Raw genomic sequence first — 5,383 nt, forward strand, 5'->3', positions numbered from 1 at the left:
GCGCACGCGGTGGCGCAGAATGGCGGGGTGACGGGAAAGAGGGTTGCCATGCCGCGGATTGATTTCGAGTTGGATCGGGAGTTCGTCGAACTCAACCAGCTGCTGAAGCTGGCGGGCGTCTGCGACAGCGGCGGCATGGGCAAGCAGATCGTCGCCACCGGCGAAGTGACGGTGGACGACGTCCAGGAACTGCGCAAGACCGCCAAGATCCGCGCCGGCCAGGTCGTGCGCCTGGACGACATCGAGATCCACGTCATCCCCGGCTGAGCCGGGGTGACCGCGGGCCTACTCGCCCGCGAAGCAGAAGAAGTTGAGCTTGTTGCCGTCGGGGTCGCGGAAATAGGCCGCGTAGAAGCCGCCGCCGCGCATGCCCGGCGCGCCCTCGTCGGTGGCGCCCAGCGACAGCGCCAGCGCGTGCAGGCGGTCCACTTCCGCCGGATTGGGCGCGTCCAGCGCCACCATGACGCCATTGCCCACCGTGGCGGGCTTGCCATCCCAGGGCTTGGTGACGCTGACGCCCGCGCCCTTCGGGTCGGTGACCCAGGCGACGAAGACGCCCTCGTGCTCCATGAAGCGCTTGCCGCCCATCGCGCCGAACAGCGCATCGTAGAAAGCGACGGCGCGGGGAAGATCGTTGGTGCCGAGCGTGACGTAGCCAATCATCGGGCTTCTCCGGGTGGGTTCACAGCATGGGTAGCTTCAGGCCTTGCTCGCGCGCGCAGGCCTTGGCGATTTCGTAGCCGGCGTCGGCGTGGCGCATCACGCCGGTGCCGGGGTCATTCCACAGCACGCGGCCTAGCCGGGCGGCGGCGGCGTCGGTGCCGTCGGCCACGATCACCACGCCGCTGTGCTGGCTGTAGCCCATGCCCACGCCGCCGCCGTGGTGCAGCGACACCCAGGTGGCGCCGCCGGCGACATTGAGCATGGCGTTGAGCAGCGGCCAGTCGGAGACGGCATCGCTGCCATCCATCATGGCCTCGGTTTCGCGGTTGGGGCTCGCAACCGAACCCGAGTCAAGGTGGTCGCGGCCGATCACGATCGGCGCGCTGACTTCGCCGCTCTTCACCATCTCGTTGAAGGCCAGCGCCAGGCGGTGGCGGTCGCCCAAGCCAACCCAACAGATACGCGCCGGCAGGCCCTGGAACTCGATGCGCTCGCGCGCCATGTCCAGCCAGCGGTGCAAATGCGGATTGTCGGGAATCAACTCCTTTACCTTGGCGTCGGTCTTGTAGATGTCCTCCGGGTCGCCGCTTAGCGCGACCCAGCGGAACGGCCCGACGCCGCGGCAGAACAGCGGCCGCACGTAGGCCGGCACGAAGCCCGGGAAGTCGAAGGCGTCCTTGCAGCCGACGTCGAAGGCCATCTGCCGGATGTTGTTGCCGTAGTCGAAGGTGGGGATGCCCATGTCCTCGAAATTGAGCATCGCTTCGACATGCGTGCGCATGGAGTGCTTGGCGGCGTCGATCACGCGCTGCGGGTTGTTCTTCTGCTCGCTGAACCACTCCTCCAGCGTCCAGCCGGCCGGCAGGTAGCCGTGCAGCGGGTCATGGGCGCTGGTCTGGTCGGTGACCGCATCCGGGCGGACGCCGCGGCGCACCAGTTCGGGCAGGATCTCGGCGGCATTGCCCAGCAGCGCGATCGACTTGGCTTCGCCGGCCGCGCAGTACTTCGCGATGCGCGCGAGCGCGTCGTCGAGGTCGGCGGCCTGCTCGTCCACGTAGCGGGTGCGCAGGCGCATGTCGATGCGGCTCTGCTGGCATTCGATGTTGAGCGAACAGGCGCCGGCCAGCGACGCCGCGAGCGGCTGCGCGCCGCCCATGCCGCCCAGGCCCGCGGTCAGGATCCAGCGGCCGGACAGGTTGCCGCCGTAGTGCTGGCGGCCCATCTCCACGAAGGTCTCGTAGGTGCCCTGCACGATGCCCTGCGAGCCGATGTAAATCCAGCTGCCGGCCGTCATCTGGCCGTACATCATCAGGCCCTTGGCATCGAGCGCGTTGAAGTGTTCCCACGTGGCCCAGTGCGGCACCAGGTTGGAGTTGGCGATCAGCACGCGCGGGGCGTCCGGGTGCGAGGGGAAGACGCCGACGGGCTTGCCGCTCTGCACCAGCAGGGTTTCGTCGTCGCCAAGCGTGCGCAGGGTTTCGAGGATCTTGTCGTAGCAGGCCCAGTCGCGGGCGGCGCGGCCGATGCCGCCGTAGACCACCAGGCCGGCCGGGTTCTCGGCGACGTCGGGGTCGAGGTTGTTCTGCAGCATCCGGTAGGCGGCTTCGGTCAGCCAGCTCCGGCAGCTGAGCTGCTTGCCGCGCGGGGCGCGGACCAGGCGGGAAGGATCGTGGCGCGGGGACGTGGGCATCGGCGGCTCCGGGAAGGCAGGCGCCGATTATAGGTTTCCGGGGCGGGCGCCGTGCGCCGGCAGGCTCAGCCGCCGACGCGCGGGCTCAGCAGGCGCAGGGCCTCGGCAGTGTCGCGACCACCGGTCTGGCGCAGTTCTTCGCCCGAGTAGGACTCGCCGATCGCATTCGTGCAGCCTTTGCTGTCGCGCCGCTTGATCCGGGTGCCGGTCTCGCGCAGGCAGTGGCGCGGCGTTTCAGGCCTCGTCTCGTCGGCAATCACGATGGCCGGTTCTTCGGCACCCGCCACCGGCTCGGACGCCTTGGCGGGCTCGGCGGCCTCGACCGGCGCCGAGGGGGCGACCGGCGCCTCGGCGGGCCGCGCCTGGACGGCGAAGGCGGACAGCGCGAACAGCAGGCCCAGGGCAACGTGTTTCATGGCGGTCTCCGGCGGGTGTCGACGCGTCCAGTCTATGCCTGCCGGCGCCGAAAAGCTGGCTCCCGCCTGACCGGCGATGTTCAGCTTCGCCAGCGCTAGGCCAGCAGCGCCGCCAGCGTGGCGCGGTAGCGCGCCGCGATGGCCTCCGCATCCCGGTGGTGGCCGTCGGCGACCAGGCGCTGGCCGGCCACGTGGGTCTCGCGCACCAGGGAGCGGTTGCCGGCGAATACGAAGCGATCGAGCAGGTCGGCCGCGGTCGCGCCGGCCAGCGCCGGCGACAGACCGTCGAGGACGACCAGGTCAGCGCCGGCGTCCGGGCCCTGCCCACAGGCGCGCAAGCCGCCAGCCAGGGCCTGGGAGTAAAGCAGCGCGCCGGTGCTCGGCTGGTTGGCGCCAACCGCGATGTTGCGCCGGCGCGTCACCAGGCGCTGGCCATACTCCAGCCAGCGCAGCTCCTCGACCGGCGATACCGACACGTGCGAATCCGAGCCGATGCCCCAGTGCCCGCCCGCATCGAGGAAGGCGCGCAGCGGGAACAGACCGTCGCCAAGGTTGGCCTCGGTGGTCGGGCAGATCGCCACCGTCGCGCCGCTGCGGGCGATGCCCTGCACTTCCCCGGCCTCGAGGTGGGTCGCGTGCACGAGGGTCCAGCGCGCATCGACCGGCACGTTCGCCTGCAACCACTCGACCGGGCGGGCGCCGCGCAGCGCCAGGCAGTCCTGCACTTCGCCCACCTGTTCGGCGACGTGGATATGGATCGGCATCGGCGCGTCGCCGATGGCCTGCAGCACGGCGGCCAGCGCGGGCGGCGGCACTGCGCGCAGGCTGTGGAAGGCGACGCCGACCTTCAGGGTGGCGGACTCCAGCGCGCGAAGCGACTGCAGCAGGGCCAGGTAAGCCTCGAGCGAATGGCCGAAGCGGCGCTGCCGCTCGCCCAGCGGGCGGCCGTCGAAGCCGCCGCTCATGTACAGCACCGGCAGCAGGGTGAGGCGGATGCCGGTGTCGCGTGCGGCGGCGATCAATGAATGCGACATCGCCGCGGGATCGGCGTAGGGCTGGCCGTCCGGCGCATGGTGCAGGTAATGGAACTCGCAGACGCTGGTGTAGCCGGCTTCCAGCATCTCCGCGTACAGCTGGGTGGCGATGGCGTACTGCGAGTCCGGGTCGACGCGCCCGGCGAAGCGGTACATCAGCTCGCGCCAGGTCCAGAAGCTGTCCTGCGGATCGCTCTGCCGCTCGGCCAGGCCGGCCATCGCGCGCTGGAACGCGTGCGAATGCAGGTTGGGCAGGCCCGGCAGGCGCCAGTGGCCGTCGGGCCCGGCGGCGGTCGGGAAACTCGGGGCGGCGGCGTCGGGCATGGCCGCGAGTTTCGCATGCGGCCGCGCGGGGCGCATACAATCCCAGCCATGAATGCCCTGACCGGAACCCGGGTGCTGGAGCTGTCGCGGGTGCTCGCCGGGCCCTGGTGCGGCATGGTGCTGGCCGACCTCGGCGCCGACGTCATCAAGCTCGAATCCTTCGACGGCGACGACACCCGCGGCCTCGGCCCGCCCTTCCTCGACGGCATGTCGGCCTACTTCGCCTGCTGCAACCGCAACAAGCGCTCGCTGGCGATCGACCTGCGCGCGCCGTCGGCGCGGCCGTTGCTCGAAGCGCTGGTGCGCGAGGCCGACGTGCTGGTCGAGAACTACCGCACCGGCGGCGCCGAATCGCTGGGAGTGGGCTACGAAGCGATGGCCGCCATCAATCCGCGCCTCGTCTACTGCTCGATTTCGGGGTATGGCCGCACCGGCCCCGGCGCGAAGCTGCCCGGCTACGACTACGTGGTGCAGGCCGAGGCCGGCATGATGGCCATCACCGGCCCGGCCGACGGCGGCGCCTACAAGGCCGGCGTCGCGGTGGCCGACCTCGCCACCGGGCAGAACGCCGCCACGGCCATCCTGGCCGCGCTGCTCCAGCGGCACCGCACCGGGCGCGGCCAGCGCATCGACGTCTCGCTGTTCGACAGCCAGCTGGCGATGCTGGCGAACGTGGGCAGCAACGCGCTGTTCACGGGCGCCGATGCGCCGCGCCACGGCAACGCCCATGCCAGCATCGTGCCCTACCAGGCGTTCCGGGCCCGCGACCGCGAGTTCGTGCTGGCGGTGGCCAGCGAGAAGCTGTGGATCGAGGCCTGCCGGGCGCTGGACCGAGACGACTGGCTGCGCGATCCGCGCTACGGCAACAACGCCGCGCGCGTGCAGCATCGCCAGGCGCTTTGCGCCGACATGGCCGCTTTGTTCGCGACCGAGGATGCCGCGCACTGGTTGGAACTCTTCAGCCAGGCCGGCGTACCGGCCGCACCGATCAACACCGTGCGCCAGGCGCTGGACCATCCGGTCGCGACCGCCGGCGGGATGCGCGCGGTCATCGACGGCATCCCGATGGTGGGCAGCCCGCTGCGGCTGTCGGCCTCGCCGCCGCGGCTGGAGCGGGCACCGCCCACGCTGGGCCAGCACAGCGACGAGATCGCGCGCGAGTACGGCTTCGTGCCCGAGCTGCTGCGCCATGAGGGCGCCATCCGATGATCGGCCGCCTCGCCCCGCCCTGGGACAAGCTGCTGGTCGACGCGCGG

6 protein-coding genes are annotated in these 5,383 nt (G+C 71.0%); 2 read left to right on the forward strand and 4 right to left on the reverse strand.

The window, feature by feature from the left end:
- Positions 1-48: 48 nt before the first annotated feature.
- Entirely contained in the window at positions 49-267 is a 219-nt protein-coding gene (locus Q0C12_RS04165) for an RNA-binding S4 domain-containing protein (RefSeq protein WP_290886600.1), read from the forward strand.
- Between the two features lie 18 nt (positions 268-285).
- Here the strand turns inward: Q0C12_RS04165 and Q0C12_RS04170 are convergent, their stop codons facing one another.
- The 4 genes from Q0C12_RS04170 to Q0C12_RS04185 all read right to left on the reverse strand — a co-directional run bounded on the left by Q0C12_RS04170 (position 286) and on the right by Q0C12_RS04185 (position 4,127).
- Positions 286-663 carry a VOC family protein gene (locus tag Q0C12_RS04170; RefSeq protein WP_290886574.1) on the reverse strand — a complete coding sequence of 126 codons (378 nt, stop codon included), beginning with the start codon at positions 661-663 and terminating at the stop codon, positions 286-288.
- Between the two features lie 19 nt (positions 664-682).
- The gene (gene hutU / locus Q0C12_RS04175; RefSeq protein ID WP_290886577.1) at positions 683-2,353 is read right to left on the reverse strand and encodes a urocanate hydratase; all 1,671 of its coding nucleotides are present in this window, start codon (positions 2,351-2,353) and stop codon (positions 683-685) included.
- A 65-nt stretch (positions 2,354-2,418) separates the two neighbouring features.
- Positions 2,419-2,769: a hypothetical protein gene (locus Q0C12_RS04180; protein ID WP_290886580.1), complete on the reverse strand. Its 351-nt coding sequence runs from the start codon at positions 2,767-2,769 to the stop codon at positions 2,419-2,421.
- Between the two features lie 95 nt (positions 2,770-2,864).
- Positions 2,865-4,127: a formimidoylglutamate deiminase gene (locus Q0C12_RS04185; protein WP_290886582.1), complete on the reverse strand. Its 1,263-nt coding sequence runs from the start codon at positions 4,125-4,127 to the stop codon at positions 2,865-2,867.
- Between the two features lie 48 nt (positions 4,128-4,175).
- On the opposite strand from Q0C12_RS04185, the gene Q0C12_RS04190 reads away from it, so the two are divergent.
- Entirely contained in the window at positions 4,176-5,336 is a 1,161-nt protein-coding gene (locus Q0C12_RS04190) for a CoA transferase (protein ID WP_290886586.1), read from the forward strand.
- Positions 5,337-5,383: the final 47 nt, after the last annotated feature.

This window comes from Arenimonas sp., from assembly GCF_022842045.1.
Classification (GTDB): Bacteria; Pseudomonadota; Gammaproteobacteria; order Xanthomonadales; family Xanthomonadaceae; genus Arenimonas.

Bases quoted from the DNA above. Each gene is read 5' to 3' on its own strand.
- Q0C12_RS04180 (WP_290886580.1), bottom strand. From the start codon at position 2,769: ATGAAACACGTTGCCCTGGGCCTGCTGTTCGCGCTGTCCGCCTTCGCC.
- Q0C12_RS04190 (WP_290886586.1), top strand. From the start codon at position 4,176: ATGAATGCCCTGACCGGAACCCGGGTGCTGGAGCTGTCGCGGGTGCTC.
- Q0C12_RS04165 (WP_290886600.1), top strand. From the start codon at position 49: ATGCCGCGGATTGATTTCGAGTTGGATCGGGAGTTCGTCGAACTCAAC.
- Q0C12_RS04185 (WP_290886582.1), bottom strand. From the start codon at position 4,127: ATGCCCGACGCCGCCGCCCCGAGTTTCCCGACCGCCGCCGGGCCCGAC.
- hutU (WP_290886577.1), bottom strand. From the start codon at position 2,353: ATGCCCACGTCCCCGCGCCACGATCCTTCCCGCCTGGTCCGCGCCCCG.
- Q0C12_RS04170 (WP_290886574.1), bottom strand. From the start codon at position 663: ATGATTGGCTACGTCACGCTCGGCACCAACGATCTTCCCCGCGCCGTC.